This window comes from Kribbella sp. NBC_01245 (assembly GCF_036226525.1).
Classification (GTDB): domain Bacteria; phylum Actinomycetota; class Actinomycetes; order Propionibacteriales; family Kribbellaceae; genus Kribbella.
On the sequence record NZ_CP108487.1, the window covers coordinates 2410019 to 2427958 of the forward strand.

Here is a 17940-nt window from a genome sequence, read left to right on the forward strand (position 1 = left end):
AGCGTTAGTACCGCACAGGGGCTCGTCACTACTGGTAGCAGGGTTTGCTGAAGGAATAGTCGGCCGCGGTCTTACCGGTGAAGAAGTCCTTCTCCACCTTCACGCCCGTCGGCGACGGCGCGTCGATCTTGGCGATCAAGCTCTGCCGGAAGACCCGGTCGTTCGCCTCGCCGGCGTACTTGCCGGCCTCGGCGGGCAACATGCCCTCGTAGTCGACCGTCGCCAGCGACTTAGCGGCGTCGAGCAGCCCGGCACGGGTCAGGTCCTTGCTCGCGACGGCCTTTTCCAGCGCCGCCTTCATCGGGTACGACCAGACCCAGCCGGCCGTGTAACCGTCGCTCGGTGCCGCCTTGAACGCCGCCTCGCCGAGCGTCTCCCGCATTGCCTTGTGCCCGGGCGTATCCGTGCCGTGCGGGCCCCAGGGTGCCGACTGCAGGTACAGCGCGGTCAACGCCGGTGCTGCCGGCGACTTCAGCAGCGCCGGGTTCCAGCTCGGGCTGGTGCCGATGAACTTGCCCTTGAAGCCGGCCAGTGCGGCGCCGCCCACAATGGTCGCCGCCTCGGTCGGACCCGTGGTCAGGATGACCAGATCGGGTTTGGCCGCGACCAGCTTGCCGATTGCGGCACCCTGGTTCTCCTGACCGGGCGCGGTCGGGATGTCGGTGAACTTCATCCCGTTGGCCTCGGCCGCGATCTTCGTCCCGGCGGCCGCGTCATCGCCGTAGTCGCCCGGGAAGTGCAGCGCGGCGACCGACTTGGCCTTCAGCGTCTCGGCCCCGTAGTCGACCGAGTTCATCGACTCGAAGCAGTAGTTCGTCCCGGATTCGAGGATGACGTCCTCGAAGGCCCAGGCTGACGTCCACGACGCCGGCACGGCGACGACGCCGCTCGACTTGAGGTCGGCCAGGATCGCTGCGGTGGTAGGCGAGCCGAGGGTCTGCGCGAGACCGAGCACATCAGGCTTGATCTCGGAGTAGACCTGGCTGTGGATCTGCGGGTTGTACTTGTTGTCCTTGGTGTACTTGTTGATGTCCACCTCGTAGCCGCCGATGCCACCGGACGCGTTGACCCGCTTCCAGAAGGCCTTCTGCCCCTCGGTGACGGGCACGGCGAGCGCCTTGAACGGGCCTTCGGTCAGGTCCGAGATCACGCCAAGGTAGATGCAGCCACGAGCCTTGTCGACCGCTTCCGGGCACGGTTCCTTGGTCACGCCGACGTCGAACTTGACGCCCTCGGTTCCCTGCTGTGTCTCAGGTGCGTCGTTGCGACACCCCGCGACGGCCAGTACGGCGGCCACCAGGCCCACCGCGATCGCCCTAGAACTTCTGCGCATGACAACTCCCTCCCGGGATTAGTGCGAGAACGGCCAGGTCTTCCAGTAGTTGCGGATACGTATCCAGATCCCGAACAGACCACGGGGTTCGAAGATCAGGAACCCGATGATCAACAAGCCGTAGAGGATCGTCTCGAGCTGAAAAACGCTGATCCCGCCACCGGTCGACGAACTGCTCACGAACGGCAGCACGGCCGGCAGTTCGCGCGTCAGCCGCGGCAGCAAGGTGATGAACAGTGCGCCCATCACCGAGCCCGAGATCGTAGCGACACCACCGATCAGGATCATCGCGATGTACTGCACCGAGAGCCCGAGATTGAATGACCCGGGCTCAACGAAGCCGATCATCACGTACAAGAGTGCGCCCGCGACGCCCGCATAGAACGACGACACCGCAAATGCGATCATCTTGTAACGAGTCACGTCCACGCCGATCACCTCGGCCGCGAGATCACGATCCCGTACGGCGGCCATCGCGCGCCCGATCCGCGAGCGGACCAGGTTCCGCGCGAGCACCCCGAAGATCACCAGCAGTACGAACATCAGCAGGTACAACTTCTGCGCCTTGGTGAAGAACGAACCGTCGACCCCGAACTGGATCCCGAACAACTCCGGTACGGCGGCCGGCCGGCCCACGCCAACCCCACCGGTCAGGCTCTTCCAGTGCTTGAAGACGTGCTCCCCGATGAACACCAGCCCCAACGTCACGATGGCCAGGTACAACCCGCGCAACCGCGCGGCCAACGGCGCGACGATCAACCCGGCCAGGCCCGCGACCAGCCCGGACGCGAGCAACCAGATCGGGATCGACGTGATGCCGAACCCGATCAGGCGCGGGCTGTCCGGATCACCCGAGATCGCGGCGGCCGTATAGGCGCCCAAGGCAAGGAAAAACGCATGCCCGAGCGAGACCTGTCCGGCGTACCCGGTAACGATGTTGAGCCCTATCGCGCCGATCGCGGCCACGAAGGCAGTCGCCAGTACGAGGAGTAGGTCGTCCTCCAGCATGAACGGCAGTACGACGGCCACGATGGCGAGCAGCAACGTCCAACCCCGTTTGGCCGGGGTGTTGAGCAAGGCCATGTCCTGGGCGTACGACAGGTAGAGCTGCGGCCGCGATCGGGTCATATGCGCTCCACTTCCCTCGTGCCGAACAGGCCGTACGGTTTGACGAGGAGGACCGCCAGCATCAGCAGATACGGCACCACCAGGAAGAAGTCGCCACCGAAGATCGGGCTGACGTCACCGCCGTACGAGCCGACCAGCGCCTCGACGACTCCGATCGCGAGGCCGGCCACCACGGCACCACCGAGCGAGTCGAGACCGCCCAGGATGATGACGGGTAAGGCCTTCAGCGCAGTGATCCACAGGTTCTGCTCGAGCCCGACTCCGGTCGAAAGGAAGACGCCCGCGAGCGCTGCCAGCATCGCCGCGAGCGCCCAGGACAGCGAGAAGACCCGGCCGACCGAGATGCCCTGGGCCAGCGCCACCTCCTGGTCGTACGACGCGGCGCGCATCGCCAGGCCCATTCGCGAGTACCGGTAGAAGGCGAACAGCGCGGCCACCACGATCAGCGTCGTGACGAGTGTGGCCAGGTGGCGCTGGTCGATCGTCAGGCCGAAAACGGTCGTTTGGTCAAGGCCCCAGGGATCGCCCATCTGACGGATGTCGAGCCCGATGAACGAGTTCACCACCGTACGGATCACGATGTCGACGCCGAGCGTGATGATCGCGATCACGAAGACGGGTTTGCCGATCATCGGCCGCAGCGCCAGCCGTTCGACGCCCGCGCCGAGCAGACCCGTCAGCAACAGCGCGATGATCAGGGCGAGCCAGAAGTCCATCCGCAGCACGAGGTGGCTGACCAGCGTCGCGCCCGCCACCATGAAGGCCGGCTGGGCGAAACTGATCACCCGCATCGACTTGTAGATGATGACGAATCCCAACGCCAGCAGGGCATAGATCGAGCCGTTGCCGAGGCCGCGGACCACCGTCGCGAGGAAGTCGTTCACCGCCGGCCTCCCGCGTACATCGACTCGACCAGGTCCGAGAAGGCGGTCGTCACTGCGCTGCGTTTGACCTTCTGGGTCGCGGTCAATTCGCCGTCCTCGTGGTCGAGCAGCTTGGGCAACAGTCGGAACTGCTTCACCTGCTCCACGGTCGCGAAGCGCTCATTGATCTCGGTCACAAGTTCCTGCACCAGAGCGATCACCTCCGGTTTGGAAGCCAGATCGTGGTACGTCGAATAGGCCAGCCGCCGGGTCTGCGCCCAATGGCCGACCGTGTCCGGCTCGATCCCGATCAGCGCGGTGAGGTAGTTGCGCCGGTCGCCGATCACCACGGCCTCCTTGATGTACGGCGAGGCCTTGAGCGCGTTCTCGATCTCGGAGGGCGCGATGTTCTTGCCGCCCGCGGTGATGATGATGTCCTTCATCCGGTCGGTGATGCGCAGATGCGTGCCGTCGACCCACTCCCCCACGTCACCGGTGTGCAGCCAGCCGTCGTCGTCGATCACCCGGGCGGTCGCCTCCGGGTCCTGCCAGTACCCGGCGAACGTGCCGCCGTGCCGGGTCAGGATCTCGCCCGTCTCCTCGTCGACCTTGAGCTCGACCCCGTCATGCACCTCGCCGACCGTGCCGAGTTTGACCCGGCCGGGCCGGTTGGCGGTGGCGACGGCGGTGTTCTCGGTCATGCCGTACACCTCGTGCATCGGCACCCCCAGGCCCATGAAGAACCGCAGTACGTCGGGCGCGATCGGCGCGGCGCCACAAGCGGCGTACCGGACCTTGCGCAGGCCGATCCGGTCGAGCACGGCCCGGTAGAAGAAGACGTACCCGATGGCATAGGCGAGTCGTGATCCGACGGTGTGGCGGCCTTCATGAGCGACCAGGGTGTCCCCGATCTTGTCCGCGCGACGTAGCCAGAATTTGCCGACGCGTCGTTTGATCGGGCTGGCGGACTCCGAGCGGATCTGGATACCCGCCGCGATCTTCTCCCAGATCCGGGGTACGCCGAAGAGGATCGTCGGCTGCACCTCGCGCAGGTTCGCCTGCACGGTCTCGATCGACTCGGCGAAATGCACGCAGACGCCGGCCGAGGCGCTGAACCAGCAGGTGAAGATCCGCTCCGCGACATGGCACAACGGCAGGTACGACAGGCTGAGGTCCTTCGCGGAGGGCGGTGGCGAGGTGAAACCACCCCGCTCGACCAGCGCGCCGATCGCGAATTCCACGTTCTCCACCGAGAGCATCGCGCCCTTCGGCGGCCCGGTGGTGCCGGACGTGTAGATCAACGCCATTACGTCGTCGGATTGGGCCGCGGCCATCCTGGTGCTGACCGCGTCCGGGTGCTGCTCGCGATGTTCGATGCCCAGGGCAAGGAAATCCGGCCAGGCGAGCAACCGCGGATCGTCGTACCGATGCCGGATGCCGCGTGGTTCGAGGTAGACGATGTGCTCGAGCTCGCTGTCGATCGCGAGCGCCTTGTCGACCTGCTCCTGATCCTCCGCGATCAGCACGCGCGAGCCGGAATGCTTCAGCAGATACCCGACCTCGGGCGCGGGGTTCGTCGGATAGAGGCCGACCGTGACCGCGCGGATGGCGACGATGCCGATATCGCTGTAGAGCCACTCGCGCCGGTTCTCCGAGTGGACCGCGACCCGGTCGCCGGGTTCGATGCCGAGGGCAAGTAATGCGTGACCGACCAGCTCGGCCGTGTCCCAGTACTCCGACCAGCTGACCTGCTGCCAGACGCCGAGGTCCTTCTCCCGCAGGGCGATCCGGTCGGGCGTCTCCTCGGCCCTGGCCTTCACTCGGGTTGCGACGGTCGTGGTCATCGGTTGTCCGGCTCGGAAACCTCGTCGTTTAGGGCGGAGAGGAAATGCCGGTCCCTCCCTTCAGGAAAGTGTCGGTGGCGGCCGCCACCATTGGTGGTGTGTCCAGGTACCGGCTCGTCCCGACCCCCGCGCAGGAGACTGCACTGATGGGGCACTGCGGCCATGCCCGGTACGTGTGGAACCTCGGACTCGAACAACGGCTGATGTGGCGACCGGGACGGCCACCCACCCCCGGGTATCTGGCCCAGGCGGCGCAGTTGACCGAAGCCCGCGCCGCGGAGCCATGGCTGGCGGCCGGATCGCAAACCGTGCAACAGCAGGCGCTGCGCGACCTCGACCAAGCCTGGCGAAACTTCTGGGCCGGCACTCACTCCAGACCGACGTGGCGCAGGGCCGGCCAGCACGAGGGGTTCCGGATCGTGGGGCCACAGGCCCAGCGGGTGGAACGGTTGAACCGTAAGTGGGGCCGGGTGTGGGTGCCGAAAGCCGGTTGGATCAAGTTCCGCTGGTCGCGGCAGATACCCGATGCCAAGTCGTACCGGATCACCCGGGACTCGGCCGGGCGGTCGCACATCGCCTTCGCCGCCATTCCGGCCCCGGTCCCCGCCCCCGGCACCAGGGAAGTTGTCGGGATTGACCGCGGCGTCGCTGCGTCGGCAGCACTGTCCACAGGTGAACTGCTCAGCTGCCCCGCACTGCGCCGCACCGAAAAGACCCGGCTGGTGAAGTTGCAACAGCAGCTCGCGCGGTGCCGGCGCGGGTCGAACCGGCGCACCCGGATCAAGGTGGCGATCGCGCGGCTGCGGGCCCGCGAAACCGACCGGCGCAAGGATTGGGTCGAGAAGCTCAGCACCGACCTGGCCCGCGGGTTCGACTTGATCCGGGTCGAGGACCTCAAGATCCGCAACATGACCCGCTCGGCTCGCGGCACTATCGAGGAACCGGGCCGCAACGTCCGGGCCAAGGCCGGGTTGAATCGGGGCATCCTCGCCCAGGGCTGGGGACTGCTGGTCACTCGGTTGGAGCAGAAGGCGCCGGGCAGGGTCGAGAAGGTCAACCCGGCGTATACGAGTCAGACGTGCGCGGAATGCGGGCATTGCGCGTCGGAGAACCGCGAGAACCAAGCGGCCTTCCGATGTGTTGCCTGCGGGCACACCGCGCACGCTGATGTGAATGCAGCAAGGAATATCGCGGCCGGACGGGCCGTGACCGCACGCCGAGGCACGAGGTCTGTGCCGTTGAAGCGTGAACCTCATCTCGCTACCTCCGCGTAGTGGGCTGGAATCCTCCGCCTTCAGGCGGGGGAGGACGTCAAGTGGTGATCCGGTGTTCTTCGCCGAGGTATGCCCGGATCACGTCAGGGTCGGCCGCGACCTCGCGCGGGCGGCCGGTCCGGATCGGGCGGCCGAAGTCGATCACCATGATCCGGTCGGCCAGATCCATCACCAGACCCATGTCGTGCTCGACCATGATCATCGCCAGGCCGAGCTCGTCGCGGATGTCCAGGATGAACCGGGCCATGTCCTCGGTCTCCTCCAGGTTCATCCCGGCGACCGGTTCGTCGAGCAGGAGCAGTTTCGGCTCGGACGCGAGCGCCCGGCCGAGTTCGACCCGCTTCTGGACGCCGTACGGCAGGAGGCCGACCGGTAGGCGGCGCCATTGCTCGAGCTCGAGGAAGTCGACGATCTCCTCGACCTTTTCCCGGTTCGCGAGCTCGTTGCGCTTGGCGGTACCGAGCCAGCCGAAGGCTTGCAGTACGCCGTACGGGTGGTGGTGATGGCGGCCGAGCATCAGGTTGTCGATCACGGTGAGGTTCGAGAAGAGCTCGATGTTCTGGAAGGTGCGGGCGATGCCGAGTTTGGCGATCTGGCTCGGCTTTTTGCTCTTGAGGTCATGGTCGCCGAACTTGACCGTGCCCTCTTGCGGGCGATAGACGCCGGAGAGCACGTTGAAGATCGACGTCTTGCCGGCGCCGTTCGGGCCGATCACCGCGAACAACTCGCCTTCGCCGACCACGAAGCTCACGCCGTTGAGCGCGGTGACACCGGAGAAGGACAGCACAACGTCTTCGAAAGTGAGGATCAAGACAACCACCGCTTCCGGCGCTTGTAGTGCTTCACATCGCGGAAGGACTTCGACGCGCCCTCCGCGCCGAGGCCGAGGTAGAACTCGCGCACGTCACCATCGTCGAGCAGGGCCGCCGCGGATTTGTCCATCACCATCGCGCCGTTCTCCATCACGTAACCGTGTTCGGCGATCGAGAGGGCCATGGCCGCGTTCTGTTCGACCAGCAGCACGGTCGTGCCCTGCTTGTTGATCTCGACGATCACGTCCCGGATCTGCTGCACGATCATCGGCGCCAGGCCGAGACTCGGCTCGTCCAGCAGCAGGTAGCTCGGGTCCGACATCAGCGCCCGGCCGATGGCCAGCATCTGCTGCTCACCGCCGGACAGGTAGCCCGCGGTCTTGCGGCGGCGATCGGCGAGCACCGGGAACAGCTGGTAGGTGCGATCGAGGTTCTGCCGGCTCGCGCGCGGGTTGACGTGGGCGCCGACGCGCAGGTTCTCCTCGACGGTGAGCTCGGCGAAGATCCGCCGGCCCTCCATCACCTGTTTGATGCCCTTCTCGGCGATCCGGCTGGGCTGCAGGCCGTGGATCGGCTCGCCGTCGAGGGTGATCCGGCCGCGACTGATCCGGCCCTCGTGCACGTCGAGCAGCCCGGACAGCGCGCGCAGCAGCGTCGACTTGCCGGCACCGTTCGCCCCGAGCAGGGCGACGATCCGCCCCTGCTCGACCTGGAGGCTCACGCCCCGCAGCACCAGCATCACATCGTCGTACACAACTTCGAGGTTCTGCACAGCCAGCACGTACGGCCTCCTGGAATCCCCGATTCCCTACCGTTTGGCGTGTGAGTGTGACAGCACCGGTGTCATCTACGGAAGATGCCGAAGGCAAAAACCTCCGGTCGATGCCCGAACCGTGACCGGTGTCAGGAGTAAATCAGGAAAGGGAGCTGACCCAGTTCCGTAGCAGCTCGGCGCCGGCATCGCCCGACTTCTCCGGGTGGAACTGCGTCGCCTGGAGCGGCCCATTCTCGACGGCGGCCACGAACCGGTCCCCGCCGTACGACGCCCAGGTGACCTTCGGCGCGACCGAGTCCCGGGTGTCGGTCAGGCGCCATTCCCGGACGCCGTACGAGTGGACGAAATAGAACCGCTCGTGCTCGACGTTCTTGAACAGCTCGCTGCCGTCGGGTGTCTCCACCGTGTTCCAGCCCATGTGCGGAATGGGCTTGTCGGACTGCAGGCGCTCGACCACACCCGGCCACTGGTCGCAACCGTCGGTCTCGACGCCGTGCTCGATCCCTTGTTCGAACAAGATCTGCATGCCCACGCAGATGCCGAGCACGGGACGGCCGCGGGTGAGGCGCTGATCGATCAGCTTGTCGCCGCGGACCGCTTTGAGGCCGGTCATGCACGCCTCGAAGGCGCCGACCCCGGGGACGAGCAGGCCGTCCGCGTTCAGCGCCTCGTCGAAGTCGGACGTGACGGTGACGTCGGCGCCGACGCGTTGCAGGGCACGCTCGCCGCTTCGGATATTGCCGGAGCCGTAGTCCAGCAGAACGACCTTCGTCACAGGGCGCCCTTGGTGCTGGGAATGCCCGGCTGACGCGGGTCGAGCTCGGCGGCTGTCCGTAGTGCACGCGCGAATGCCTTGAACTGGGCCTCGACGATGTGGTGCGGATCGCGGCCGGAAAGGACCCGCATGTGGATGCAGATGGCCGCGTTGAAGGCGAGCGTCTCGAAGACGTGCTGGGTCAGCGAACCGGCGTAGTCGCCGCCGATGATCGCGTACACCTGGCCGTCGGGCTCACCCGTGTGGACGCAGTACGGACGGCCGGAAAGGTCGACCGTACAGTGCACGAGCGCCTCGTCCAGCGGGACGGTGGCGTCGCCGAACCGGCGGATACCGCGCTTGTCGCCGAGTGCCTCCTTGAGCGCCTGACCGAGACCGATCGCGGTGTCCTCGACGGTGTGGTGGGCGTCGATGTGCAGATCGCCGACCGTGTTCACCTGCAGGTCGAGCAGCGCGTGCTTGGCCAGCGCGTTCAGCATGTGGTCGTAGAAGCCGACGCCGGTCGAGATGTCCGCGCGGCCGGTGCCGTCGAGGTCGACCTCGATCACGACCTTCGACTCGCTGGTCTCACGTTCGACCCGGGCAGTCCTGCTCATCGCTTCACCTTTCACTTGCCTTGAGCACCTTTTCGAGAGCCGTCTTGAAGGCGGCCATTTCGGCGGCGGTGCCGATCGAGACGCGGAGCCAGCCGTCCGGCCCGGTCTCGCGAATCAGCACACCGTCGTCCAGCAGCGACTGCCAGACGGCATGCCGGTGCCGGAAGGTGCCGAACAGTACGAAGTTGGCGTCGGAGTCGACCGCCTGCAGACCCTGGCTGCGCAACCAGTTCACGGTCTCATCCCGCTCTTGGCGGAGCTGGCCGACCCTGCTTAACAACTCGTCCGAATGCCGTAGAGCTGCCCGCGCGACGGCCTGCGTGACCGCGGACAGGTGGTACGGCAGCCGGACCACGCGCAGCGCGTTGATCAGGTCGTTGCTCGCGGCAAGGTATCCGACCCTGGCGCCCGCGAGCGCGAACGCCTTCGACATCGTGCGCGCGACGGCGAGATTCGGGTACGACGGGAGGAGCGTGGTGGCGCTGGGAGTACCTTCGCGCCGGAATTCGCCGTACGCCTCGTCGACGACCAGCACCGACCCGAGCTCCGCCGTACGGGCCGCGATCGCCTCGATCAGGTCGATCGGCAGCGCCGTACCCGTGGGGTTGTTCGGCGAGGCGAGCAATACGACGGACGGGCGATGGCGCGAGATGGCGGCGAGCGCCTTACTCCGGTCGAGCGTGAAGTCCCCTTCGCGGCGGCCGACGATCCATTCGGTGTGGGTGTCGCGGGCGTACTCCGGGTACATCGAGTACGTCGGGGCAAAGCTGAGCGCCCGGCGGCCCGGACCACCGAAGGCCTGCAGGATGTGCAGCATCACCTCGTTCGACCCGTTGGCGGCCCAGATCTGCTCTGGCCGGAGGATCGCGCCGGACTCGCGATAGAGGTACGCCGCGAGGTCCGCGCGCAGGTCGACGAACTCGCGGTCCGGGTACCGGTTGAGGCCCGCCGCTGCTTGGGCAACGGCGTGCGCGATGTCGGCGATGACGCGCTCGCTGGGTGGATACGGGTTCTCGTTGACGTTGAGGGCGACGGGCACGTCGAGCTGGGGTGCGCCGTACGGCTCGAGGTGACGGAACTCTTCCCTGATCGGCAGGCTCACTGGCTGAACCTCTGGGTGACCGCCGCGCCGTGAGCCGGGAGGTCCTCCGCGTTGGCGAGGGCGACGACGTGGTGCGCGACGTCCTCGAGAGCCTCGCGGGTGTAGTTCACGACGTGCACGGCCTTGAGGAAGCTGCGCACGGACAGCCCGGACGAGTGGCACGCGCAACCCGCGGTCGGGAGGACGTGGTTCGACCCGGCGCAGTAGTCGCCCAGGCTCACGGGCGACCACGCACCGATGAAGATGGCGCCGGCGTTGTTGATCTTGAGCGCGCGCTCCTCGGCGTCGGCCGTCTGGATCTCGAGGTGCTCCGCGCCGTACGCGTCAACGACCGCGGTGCCCTGGTCGAGGTCATCCACCAGCACGATGCCGGACTGCTCACCGTTGAGCGCCTCGGTGATGCGCTCGGCGTGCCTGGTCTGCTTTGTTTGTTTGTCGAGCTCTTTGGTGACCTCGTCGGCCAGTTGCTCGCTCGGCGTGACGAGCACGCTCGCCGCCATCGGGTCGTGCTCCGCCTGGCTGATCAGGTCGGCGGCGACGTGCGCTGCATCGGCCGTGGCATCAGCCAGTACGGCGATCTCGGTCGGCCCTGCCTCGGAGTCGATCCCGATCTGGCCCTTCAGCAAGCGCTTGGCCGCGACAACGTAGATGTTGCCCGGACCGGTGATCAGATTGACCTTGGGACATCCGTCAAAGCCGTACGCGAATCCGGCAATGGCCTGCGCCCCGCCCATCGCATACACCTCGTCGACGCCGAGCAACTCGCACACGGCCAGGATCGTCGGGTGCGGCAGCCCATCGGCCTGTGGCGGCGAGGCCACAGCGAGTGACGGCACCCCGGCAACCTGTGCCGGTACAACGTTCATCACGACGCTCGACGCCAGCGGCGCGCGACCGCCCGGGACGTACAGCCCGACCCGCTGGACCGGGACCAGCCGCTGCGTGACCTTGCCGCCCTTGGCCGGCTCGGAGTGCACGTCCTCGCCGCGCTCGTCCTCGCTGACCTCACGGACGCGCCGGATCGACTCCTCGAACGCCTCCCGAACCTCCTTCTCCAGCCCCTCGAGCGCCTTTTTCAGCGCCTCCGGCGGCACCCGCAGCTCCTTGACCGCCACATGGTCGAACTTCGCGCCGAACTCACGGATGGCGTCGGCACCCCGATGGCGGACGTCTTCCGTAATGGGTCGGACGATGTCGAGGGCCTTCTCGACATCGAATTCGGCTCGGGGCACAAGGGCCTGAAGGTCAAGGACCTCACCAGCAGCCACGCGTCCCCGCAAGTCAACGCGGCGAATCATGTCCCGAGTTTACCGTCCACCACCCCTCACCCCCGCCGCCCGTCCACAGCCCGACACCCCGCCGCCAGGCAGCTACACCACGCATGCCAACTGGGCCGCACCACGCATGCCAGGCGGGCCGCACCACGCATGCATCTTGCATTCATCGGTCCGAATCCGCCCTCTCCTCTCCACCGTCCCGCACCCGACCGCCAACCCAAGAGGGCGGATTCGGACCGATGAGTGCAAGATGCGGCACCCCTTCACCATCCCAACCACTCCCAACACCCGAGCCACCGATGTGACGGTTCGAATTACCCACCTCCCGACGTGGAGCTGGGCACTAGGCTCGTCACATGGACTCCCGCCTGCCCCTGCTGACCGTTGACACGGTCCTTTTCCCTGGGCTGGTCATCCCGGTGCCGGTGCGCGACGCCCAGAGCCGCGCCGTCATCCGTGACCTGGTCGAAAACGGCGGCGAACTCGTCTGCGGCGCTGTCACCATCCGCGACGGCTACGAACTCGGCGACCGCGTCTTCCGTTCCCTGCACGGCATCGGCTGCGCCGCCAGCATCTCCGAGATCACCATGGACGCCGGCAACGGCGCGACCGGGGCCCTCGAAGGTCCCATGGAGGTGACTCTGACGGGCAACCGTCGCTTTCGCGTCTCCGAACTCGACGCCGACGGCGACTACCTCGTAGCCGACGTCGACTGGCTCCCCGAAACCCCCGGCGACGACCCCCTCGGCGCCGCCACCGTCGCCGTCGACCGCTTCCGCCGCTACGCCGAAGCCGTCACCGAGATCAGCCAACCCGGCCTCCACATCGGCAGCCTCCCCGACGACCCCAGCACCCTCTCGTACCTAATGTCAGCCGCCATGGTCCTCCTAACCCCAGAACGCCAAAAGCTCCTCGAGGCCACCGACACCACCACCCGCCTAGCCCACCTAGTAGGCCTCCTAGACGCCGAACTGGCAGCCATAACCGCCCTCCCCAGCCTCCCCGCCACCGACCTCCCCTGGTCCAACATGTCCCCCAACTGACCAGCGCAGCGCGCTGGCGGTCTCACCTATCGACGCCAACGCGCTGCATCCAGCCGCCTTCTCAGACGAGCGGCGCTACGAACCTTCCCGGGGGCTTTCGTGCACGGGGGCGAAGCTCCGCCACCAGGACTCGTCCCGCCCGGCCGACTCAAACTTCTCAATGCTCGACAAGACATGCGAGACGAACGGCTCGGGAAGCCGAACGGCGTGGTCGTCGACGTAATGCGCCAGTCCTTCAGGCCAGATATAACAGCCGTCGGTCAGCTCAAGCGATCCGTTATCGCGGCCACAGATCCTGCAGGGCGACTTCCCCATGCAGGCCCACACCAAGAATCCTCGTCTCAGGTATTCGCCTACCTGATCCCGTTCATCCGCATCCCAGCCAGGATCCACAAAGGACTCCGGCGATGGCCACCCCTCAGCCCCGGCACCCGCCCAATACCCGATGAGGATCACTTCGGATCGAACCATCGCCACTCGCCTCCATCAAAGGGACCTCAACTCTTACCGCAGCAGACTTGGTTCGTGGTCAGATCCGCCCTCGCAATTGCAGATGAGCTTGGCCGGCGGGTGCGGAACCACCACCCACTCAGGCGCCCGGACCGCAGCGTCCGAAGGCAACGCTCCATGTTGGCCGACCAAGCACTGCGCAGGCGTTCGTAACAATGCTGGTCTCGCTGGGAATTTCCAGCCCAACCTTGGAGGTCAATCGAGACGGCTGTCAGATCACCGCCTCCCCAGCCTCCCCGCCACCGACCTCCCCTGGTCCAACATGTCCCCCAACTAGGCGACGTCTCTCACCAGTCCAGGTCCAGCGTCCCGGCTTCGAACGACTGCAGCGTGTACTTCGCGCTCACGCCGTGGAGTCCGCCAGCATCCTCAATCGCCGCCAACACCGCCCGAGCGCGCACGGGATCCCACACCAGGCACTCCGTCGCAGCGAGAAGTCGAACCCCAGCCGACTCATGCGCCATCAAACCCACGAGCGCCGCGCGACCATCGGCCGACTCCCGCATCTCCTTCGCGAGCACGTGAAGCCGATCAAAGACCACATTCGCCCGCTCCGCGTCAACGCCAACCAACGCATCCCATTCCCTGGCGCTTTGCTCGTACTCGTTGAGGTCCACCCGGCGGATCATTCCAGTGTGCGGGGTGATGGGGCTTGTTATACCGGAGTGAATCCCGGAATGGTATGGTATTGGGATGAGTAAGCAGATTACGGTGCGGCTGCCGGATGAGATCGTGGAGTTCATCGATCGGCTGGTGGACGACAAGTTGGCGCCCAGCCGGGCCACGGTGGTGGCTCGGGCGATGGAGCGTGAGCGGCGCCGGGATCTGGCGGCCAGGGATGCGGCGATCTTGGCCGCGTTGAGTGAGAACCAAGGCCCGGATGGCGCCGGGGCCGACGACCTGGATGAGTTGGCTAGTTATGCCGGGTCGACGCCGTTGACTGATCTCGACTGATGCGACCGATCCACATCGCCCGGCTGGATAAGCCGCGGCCGGTGCTGGTGTTGACCCGTGAGCTGGTCCGCCCGCACCTGAACAACGTCACCGTCGCGCCGATCACGAGCACCGTGCGCGGTCTCTCGACCGAAGTGCCGGTCGGCTTGCAGAACGGGCTCGACCACCCGAGCGTGGTGAGTTGCGACAACGTGCAGACCATCCCCCGTAAGCAACTCGGCCGGGCGATCGGCTACCTGCTGCCTGACCAGGAACTCGCGCTCTCTGACGCGATCCGCTCCGCCTTCGACCTCGATTGACTCCCGCCGGCTCGAGTTAGCGGGCTCCCGGTGCCGCAGTGCGACGGCAATTGTCGGAGGCACGCTCTAGCCTGAGGGAATGGCCGCCGAGTTCGAGCTTCGCAGCCGTAGCGCTTCCCCGGCGCTACGGCCGTTCGTGGCCGACCTCATCGGGTATGCCTATCCGGGCGAGCCGCCTGCCTTGCATCGCGGGTTGCCGTCGCAGTTCCTGACCGTGGTGATCAGCCTGGACGAGCCGATCGGGGTTTCCTGGCCGGGTGCGCCAGTCGACAAGTTCGACATGTTGATCAGCGGGCTGCATTCCCAGGCTGTGGCCATCGGCGAGTCGCCGAACCGTTCGGGTATCCAGCTCGCGCTCACGGCGGCCGGATCGCGCGCGCTTTTCGGCGTACCGCCTGGTGAGCTCGGGTCGATCGTCGTGAATCTGGACGCGCTGCTGGGCTGGCCGGCCAGGCAATTGGCCGATCAACTCCGGGAGATCCCGAGTTGGGACGGGCGGTTTGACCTGATCGAAGGCCTTCTCCTCAAGCAAGAGCCGGGCCGGATAGCCGACGGCGTCCGGCCCGAGGTGGGCTGGGCCTGGCGACGCCTGCGAGAAACGGCCGGCGCAGTCGGCGTACAGGACATCGCCAGCGAGGTCGGGTGGAGCCGCAGGCATCTGACCGACCGGTTCCGCGACGAATTCGGGTTGGCGCCGAAGGTCGCGGCCCGGGTGTTGCGGTTCGAGCGGGCCGTCGGGCGGCTCAAGCGCAGACCTCGCACGAAGCTGGCCGATCTCGCGTTTGAGGTGGGGTACGCCGACCAGGCCCATCTCACCCGCGAGTGGCACGCGTTGGCCGGGTGTTCGCCGCGGCAGTGGATCGCGGAAGAGCTCCCATTCGTACAAGAAAATCCGGCCGATGCGGAGCAAGCTGGGAGGTATGAGCACTGAAACCCAGCAAAAGAAGAACGTGATCGGTGTCTGGCCGACACTGGTGTATCACGACGGAGCGGCTGCGATCCGCTTCCTGACCGAAGGCCTCGGCTTCCGGCTCATCGCGTCATTCCCCGGCAAGGCGGAGGGGTCGATCGCGCACTCCGAGCTGCTTTGGCCGACGGGTGGTGGCGTGATGGTGAGCTCGATCGACCGCGGCGTGGAGAGCGACTTCAACGTCCTAGCGGACAATCTCGCCTCGATCTACCTCGTGCACGACGACCCCGACAGCCTGCTGCAGCGCGCGCTGGCCGCCGGGGCGAAGGTCGTACGGCCGATGCGGGACGAGGATTACGGGTCGCGCGGGTTCACCGTGAGCGACCACGAGGGCAACTTCTGGAGCGTCGGCACCTACGCAGGCGAAACTCCCTGAGCCCGCTTGGCCTTGGTGCACGCATTGCGGGCGGGTTATCCACAGGCGCGGCCTGGTGGCGGGAAATGCCGTCCGCCGGCTCGTAGAATCGCCCGGTGGCTGCTGTCGAGAACCCGTCCGGATTGAACGCGCCGACCCTGGAGGACAAACCCCCCACGCTTGACACCTTGACACCCGAGATCGCGTCGGAGGTCAGCGAGGCCCTTGCCGTGCTGAATCGGGTCTTCGGTTATGACGCGTTCCGCGGCGAGCAGCAGGAGATCATCGAGCACGTGATCTCGGGCGGTGACGCCCTGGTGCTGATGCCGACGGGTGGCGGCAAATCGCTGTGCTACCAGATACCCGCGCTCGTGCGCAGTGGTGTTGGTGTCGTCATCTCGCCGTTGATCGCGTTGATGCAGGACCAGGTCGACGCTCTCACCACGGCGGGCGTTCGGGCCGGATTCCTCAACTCCACTCAGGATTACGAGCAGCGTCGTGACGTCGAGCAGGCGTTCCTCGCCGGCGATCTCGACCTGCTCTACCTCGCGCCCGAGCGCCTTCGCGTCGAGGCGACCACCCGGTTGCTCGACCAGGGCAAGATCTCCCTGTTCGCGATCGACGAGGCGCACTGCGTTTCCCAATGGGGACACGACTTCCGGCCCGACTACCTGATGCTGTCGGAGTTGCACGAGCGCTGGCCGGATGTGCCGCGCATCGCGCTGACCGCCACGGCGACCGAGGCCACGCACGGCGAGATTGCCACCCGGCTGAACCTCGGTGACGCGAAGCACTTCGTGGCCAGCTTCGACCGGCCGAACATCCAGTACCGGATCGTCCCGAAGGGCAGCCCGCAGAAGCAGTTGCTCGACCTGCTGCGCAACGAGCACGAGGGCGACGCCGGCATCGTCTACTGCCTCTCGCGGAACTCGGTCGAGAAGACCGCGGAATTCCTGGTGAAGAACGGCATCGCCGCTGTCCCCTACCACGCGGGCCTCGACAGCCGGACCCGCGCGAAGAACCAGTCCCGCTTCCTGCGGGAGGACGGGCTCATCGTCGTCGCGACGATCGCGTTCGGGATGGGTATCGACAAGCCCGACGTGCGATTCGTGGCCCATCTCGATCTGCCGAAGTCCGTCGAGGGCTACTACCAGGAGACGGGTCGCGCCGGGCGTGACGGACTGCCGTCCACCGCCTGGTTGGCGTACGGGCTGCAGGACGTCGTCCAGCAGCGCAAGATGATCGACACGTCCGAGGGCGACCTCGCCCATCGGCGACGGCTCAGCGCACATCTCGACGCCATGCTTGCGCTGTGCGAGACGGTCGAGTGCCGTCGCGTGCAACTGCTGAACTACTTCGGCCAATCCGCGACACCCTGCGGGAACTGCGACACCTGCCTCACCCCGCCGGAGTCGTGGGACGGGACCATCGCCGCGCAGAAGTTGTTGTCGACGGTCTACCGGCTGCAGCACGAGCGGCGCCAGAAGTTCGGCGCCGGCCAGGTCATCGACATCCTGCTCGGCAAGGTCACGCCGAAGGTGACGCAGTTCAAACACGACGAGCTGAGCGTGTTCGGCATCGGGACGGAGCTGCGCGACACCGAGTGGCGCGGCGTGATCCGGCAACTGCTTGCGCGCCAGTTGCTTGCGGTAGAAGGCGATTACGGCACGTTGGTGCTCACCGAGGACAGCGCCGAAGTGCTTGGGCGCCGCCGCGAAGTGCCGCTGCGCCGGGAGCCCGAGCGCGCGAGTCGTCCGTCGCGGTCGTCGCGCAAGGCAACTCCGGCGGCGGACCTGCTGCCCGAGGCGATGCCCGTGTTCGAGCGGCTGCGCGCCTGGCGCGGCGCCGTCGCCAAGGAGCAGGGCGTCCCGGCGTACGTCATCTTCCACGACGCGACCCTGCGCCAGATCGCGACCGAGCTGCCCGACACTCTCGCCAGACTCGGCACAATCAGCGGAGTCGGCGAGAACAAGCTAGCCAAGTACGGCGAAGGCGTCCTGGAAACCCTCGCCGCCGAAGCCTGACCATTT

18 protein-coding genes are annotated in these 17940 nt (G+C 66.6%); 7 read left to right on the forward strand and 11 right to left on the reverse strand.

What is annotated here, in order from left to right:
* Positions 1 to 28: 28 nt before the first annotated feature.
* Genes OG394_RS10630 through OG394_RS10645 form a run of 4 tightly spaced genes read right to left on the reverse strand, consistent with a single transcriptional unit; the run spans position 29 to position 5168 of the window.
* Complete coding sequence (locus OG394_RS10630) at positions 29 to 1333, reverse strand: ABC transporter substrate-binding protein (RefSeq protein ID WP_328994972.1); 1305 nt, start codon at positions 1331 to 1333, stop codon at positions 29 to 31.
* An 18-nt stretch (positions 1334 to 1351) separates the two neighbouring features.
* Positions 1352 to 2461 (reverse strand): branched-chain amino acid ABC transporter permease, encoded by a 1110-nt coding sequence (locus OG394_RS10635; RefSeq protein ID WP_328994973.1) that lies wholly within the window; start codon positions 2459 to 2461, stop codon positions 1352 to 1354.
* A complete protein-coding gene (locus tag OG394_RS10640; RefSeq protein ID WP_328994974.1) occupies positions 2458 to 3345 on the reverse strand; it encodes a branched-chain amino acid ABC transporter permease in 888 nt (295 codons plus the stop codon). Before OG394_RS10640 ends, OG394_RS10635 begins: the two co-directional genes overlap by 4 nt.
* Positions 3342 to 5168, reverse strand: coding sequence for an AMP-dependent synthetase/ligase (locus tag OG394_RS10645; RefSeq protein ID WP_328994975.1), 1827 nt, complete (start codon positions 5166 to 5168; stop codon positions 3342 to 3344). The genes OG394_RS10640 and OG394_RS10645 overlap by 4 nt, the downstream gene beginning before the upstream one ends.
* Before the next feature lie 98 nt (positions 5169 to 5266).
* Between OG394_RS10645 and OG394_RS10650 the strand changes: the two genes are divergently transcribed.
* On the forward strand, positions 5267 to 6442 hold the full coding sequence (locus OG394_RS10650) for an RNA-guided endonuclease InsQ/TnpB family protein (RefSeq protein WP_328994976.1): 1176 nt from the start codon (positions 5267 to 5269) through the stop codon (positions 6440 to 6442).
* Positions 6443 to 6479: 37 nt separating this feature from the next.
* Here OG394_RS10650 and OG394_RS10655 read toward each other — a convergent pair whose 3' ends face one another.
* From OG394_RS10655 to hisD, 6 genes are all read right to left on the reverse strand, one after another.
* The gene (locus OG394_RS10655; protein WP_328994977.1) at positions 6480 to 7262 is read right to left on the reverse strand and encodes an ABC transporter ATP-binding protein; all 783 of its coding nucleotides are present in this window, start codon (positions 7260 to 7262) and stop codon (positions 6480 to 6482) included.
* Positions 7250 to 8035 (reverse strand): ABC transporter ATP-binding protein, encoded by a 786-nt coding sequence (locus tag OG394_RS10660; RefSeq protein WP_328994978.1) that lies wholly within the window; start codon positions 8033 to 8035, stop codon positions 7250 to 7252. Before OG394_RS10660 ends, OG394_RS10655 begins: the two co-directional genes overlap by 13 nt.
* 133 nt (positions 8036 to 8168) lie before the next feature.
* Entirely contained in the window at positions 8169 to 8804 is a 636-nt protein-coding gene (gene hisH / locus OG394_RS10665; RefSeq protein ID WP_328994979.1) for an imidazole glycerol phosphate synthase subunit HisH, read from the reverse strand.
* Entirely contained in the window at positions 8801 to 9400 is a 600-nt protein-coding gene (gene hisB, locus OG394_RS10670) for an imidazoleglycerol-phosphate dehydratase HisB (RefSeq protein WP_328994981.1), read from the reverse strand. The genes hisH and hisB overlap by 4 nt, the downstream gene beginning before the upstream one ends.
* A 4-nt stretch (positions 9401 to 9404) precedes the next feature.
* On the reverse strand, positions 9405 to 10502 hold the full coding sequence (locus OG394_RS10675) for a histidinol-phosphate transaminase (RefSeq protein WP_328994982.1): 1098 nt from the start codon (positions 10500 to 10502) through the stop codon (positions 9405 to 9407).
* Positions 10499 to 11800 (reverse strand): histidinol dehydrogenase, encoded by a 1302-nt coding sequence (gene hisD / locus OG394_RS10680; RefSeq protein WP_328994983.1) that lies wholly within the window; start codon positions 11798 to 11800, stop codon positions 10499 to 10501. The genes OG394_RS10675 and hisD overlap by 4 nt, the downstream gene beginning before the upstream one ends.
* Before the next feature lie 335 nt (positions 11801 to 12135).
* Here hisD and OG394_RS10685 point away from each other — a divergent pair, with 335 nt between their 5' ends.
* Positions 12136 to 12822 (forward strand): LON peptidase substrate-binding domain-containing protein, encoded by a 687-nt coding sequence (locus OG394_RS10685; RefSeq protein ID WP_328994984.1) that lies wholly within the window; start codon positions 12136 to 12138, stop codon positions 12820 to 12822.
* Positions 12823 to 13619: 797 nt separating this feature from the next.
* On the opposite strand, the gene OG394_RS10690 is transcribed toward OG394_RS10685, so the two are convergent.
* On the reverse strand, positions 13620 to 13949 hold the full coding sequence (locus OG394_RS10690; protein ID WP_328994986.1) for a DUF2019 domain-containing protein: 330 nt from the start codon (positions 13947 to 13949) through the stop codon (positions 13620 to 13622).
* 76 nt (positions 13950 to 14025) lie between these two features.
* Between OG394_RS10690 and OG394_RS10695 the strand changes: the two genes are divergently transcribed.
* The 5 genes from OG394_RS10695 (at position 14026) to recQ (ending at position 17934) form a co-directional block, all read left to right on the forward strand.
* Positions 14026 to 14286 carry a ribbon-helix-helix domain-containing protein gene (locus tag OG394_RS10695; RefSeq protein ID WP_328994987.1) on the forward strand — a complete coding sequence of 87 codons (261 nt, stop codon included), beginning with the start codon at positions 14026 to 14028 and terminating at the stop codon, positions 14284 to 14286.
* Positions 14286 to 14585, forward strand: coding sequence for a type II toxin-antitoxin system PemK/MazF family toxin (locus OG394_RS10700; RefSeq protein WP_328994989.1), 300 nt, complete (start codon positions 14286 to 14288; stop codon positions 14583 to 14585). Before OG394_RS10695 ends, OG394_RS10700 begins: the two co-directional genes overlap by 1 nt.
* Before the next feature lie 79 nt (positions 14586 to 14664).
* On the forward strand, positions 14665 to 15516 hold the full coding sequence (locus tag OG394_RS10705; RefSeq protein WP_328994990.1) for a helix-turn-helix domain-containing protein: 852 nt from the start codon (positions 14665 to 14667) through the stop codon (positions 15514 to 15516).
* On the forward strand, positions 15506 to 15931 hold the full coding sequence (locus OG394_RS10710) for a VOC family protein (RefSeq protein WP_328994991.1): 426 nt from the start codon (positions 15506 to 15508) through the stop codon (positions 15929 to 15931). Before OG394_RS10705 ends, OG394_RS10710 begins: the two co-directional genes overlap by 11 nt.
* A 95-nt stretch (positions 15932 to 16026) precedes the next feature.
* Positions 16027 to 17934 (forward strand): DNA helicase RecQ, encoded by a 1908-nt coding sequence (gene recQ / locus OG394_RS10715; RefSeq protein WP_328994992.1) that lies wholly within the window; start codon positions 16027 to 16029, stop codon positions 17932 to 17934.
* Positions 17935 to 17940 lie beyond the last annotated feature (6 nt).

What these genes read in the sequence shown, in the direction of transcription:
- OG394_RS10710 (WP_328994991.1), top strand. Translation starts at nt 15,506, where the DNA reads ATGAGCACTGAAACCCAGCAAAAGAAGAACGTGATCGGTGTCTGGCCG.
- hisB (WP_328994981.1), bottom strand. Translation starts at nt 9,400, where the DNA reads ATGAGCAGGACTGCCCGGGTCGAACGTGAGACCAGCGAGTCGAAGGTC.
- OG394_RS10635 (WP_328994973.1), bottom strand. Translation starts at nt 2,461, where the DNA reads ATGACCCGATCGCGGCCGCAGCTCTACCTGTCGTACGCCCAGGACATG.
- hisD (WP_328994983.1), bottom strand. Translation starts at nt 11,800, where the DNA reads ATGATTCGCCGCGTTGACTTGCGGGGACGCGTGGCTGCTGGTGAGGTC.
- OG394_RS10695 (WP_328994987.1), top strand. Translation starts at nt 14,026, where the DNA reads ATGAGTAAGCAGATTACGGTGCGGCTGCCGGATGAGATCGTGGAGTTC.
- OG394_RS10645 (WP_328994975.1), bottom strand. Translation starts at nt 5,168, where the DNA reads ATGACCACGACCGTCGCAACCCGAGTGAAGGCCAGGGCCGAGGAGACG.
- OG394_RS10630 (WP_328994972.1), bottom strand. Translation starts at nt 1,333, where the DNA reads ATGCGCAGAAGTTCTAGGGCGATCGCGGTGGGCCTGGTGGCCGCCGTA.
- OG394_RS10700 (WP_328994989.1), top strand. Translation starts at nt 14,286, where the DNA reads ATGCGACCGATCCACATCGCCCGGCTGGATAAGCCGCGGCCGGTGCTG.
- OG394_RS10685 (WP_328994984.1), top strand. Translation starts at nt 12,136, where the DNA reads ATGGACTCCCGCCTGCCCCTGCTGACCGTTGACACGGTCCTTTTCCCT.
- OG394_RS10705 (WP_328994990.1), top strand. Translation starts at nt 14,665, where the DNA reads ATGGCCGCCGAGTTCGAGCTTCGCAGCCGTAGCGCTTCCCCGGCGCTA.